This is a genomic window from Lactobacillus sp. UCMA15818 (assembly GCF_030400225.1).
Taxonomy (GTDB): Bacteria; Bacillota; Bacilli; order Lactobacillales; family Lactobacillaceae; genus Liquorilactobacillus.
Genome location: NZ_VJYB01000044.1, coordinates 1 through 433 on the forward strand (window position 1 = coordinate 1; position 433 = coordinate 433).

The 433-nt window shown below is 52.0% G+C and carries 2 protein-coding genes; both read right to left on the reverse strand.

What is annotated here, in order from left to right; genetic code table 11:
- A partial coding sequence (locus FFX44_RS12695; RefSeq protein WP_354669261.1) for a GNAT family N-acetyltransferase occupies nucleotides 1–219 on the reverse strand: 219 nt, incomplete at its 3' end.
- The coding region (locus FFX44_RS12610; protein WP_289981797.1) for a hypothetical protein at nucleotides 135–433 on the reverse strand (299 nt) is incomplete at its 5' end. The genes FFX44_RS12695 and FFX44_RS12610, both read right to left, overlap by 85 nt.

The following is a 433-nucleotide window of genomic DNA, read 5'->3' on the forward strand; positions in this document are numbered from 1 at the left end:
AAACCTAAACTGCCTGAGCAAGTCAGTGAAGCCGAGAGAGCGATACAGGCTAAACGCATGGTTCGCCTCATCGTCGACCTCGGGTGTAGACAAAATGGCAAAAGTGTTTTGTTTGTCTTTTAACAGTTCATGCATCAGCTTTCGGCCAATGCCGTGACCTTGGAAGCCAGGCTGAACATGAACTTCCGCAACCTCAAAGTAGTTGTGGATGATATGGATTTCCTCTTCCGTCGGGCCTCCTTGTTGTCGGAGTCCCCGGCGTAATTGGTGTTCCACCAATGATCTGGGCTGCCATTGAAGCCATAGGCCACGCCCACGACCTGATCATCCATCAGCGCTGCCACTGCTGTGAATCCGGGGTTCTGGGAGTTTCTCCGCCAGACTTCGATCCGGGTATCCCTGATTGCTTTGTCATAGTTCATCGCTGCGATGT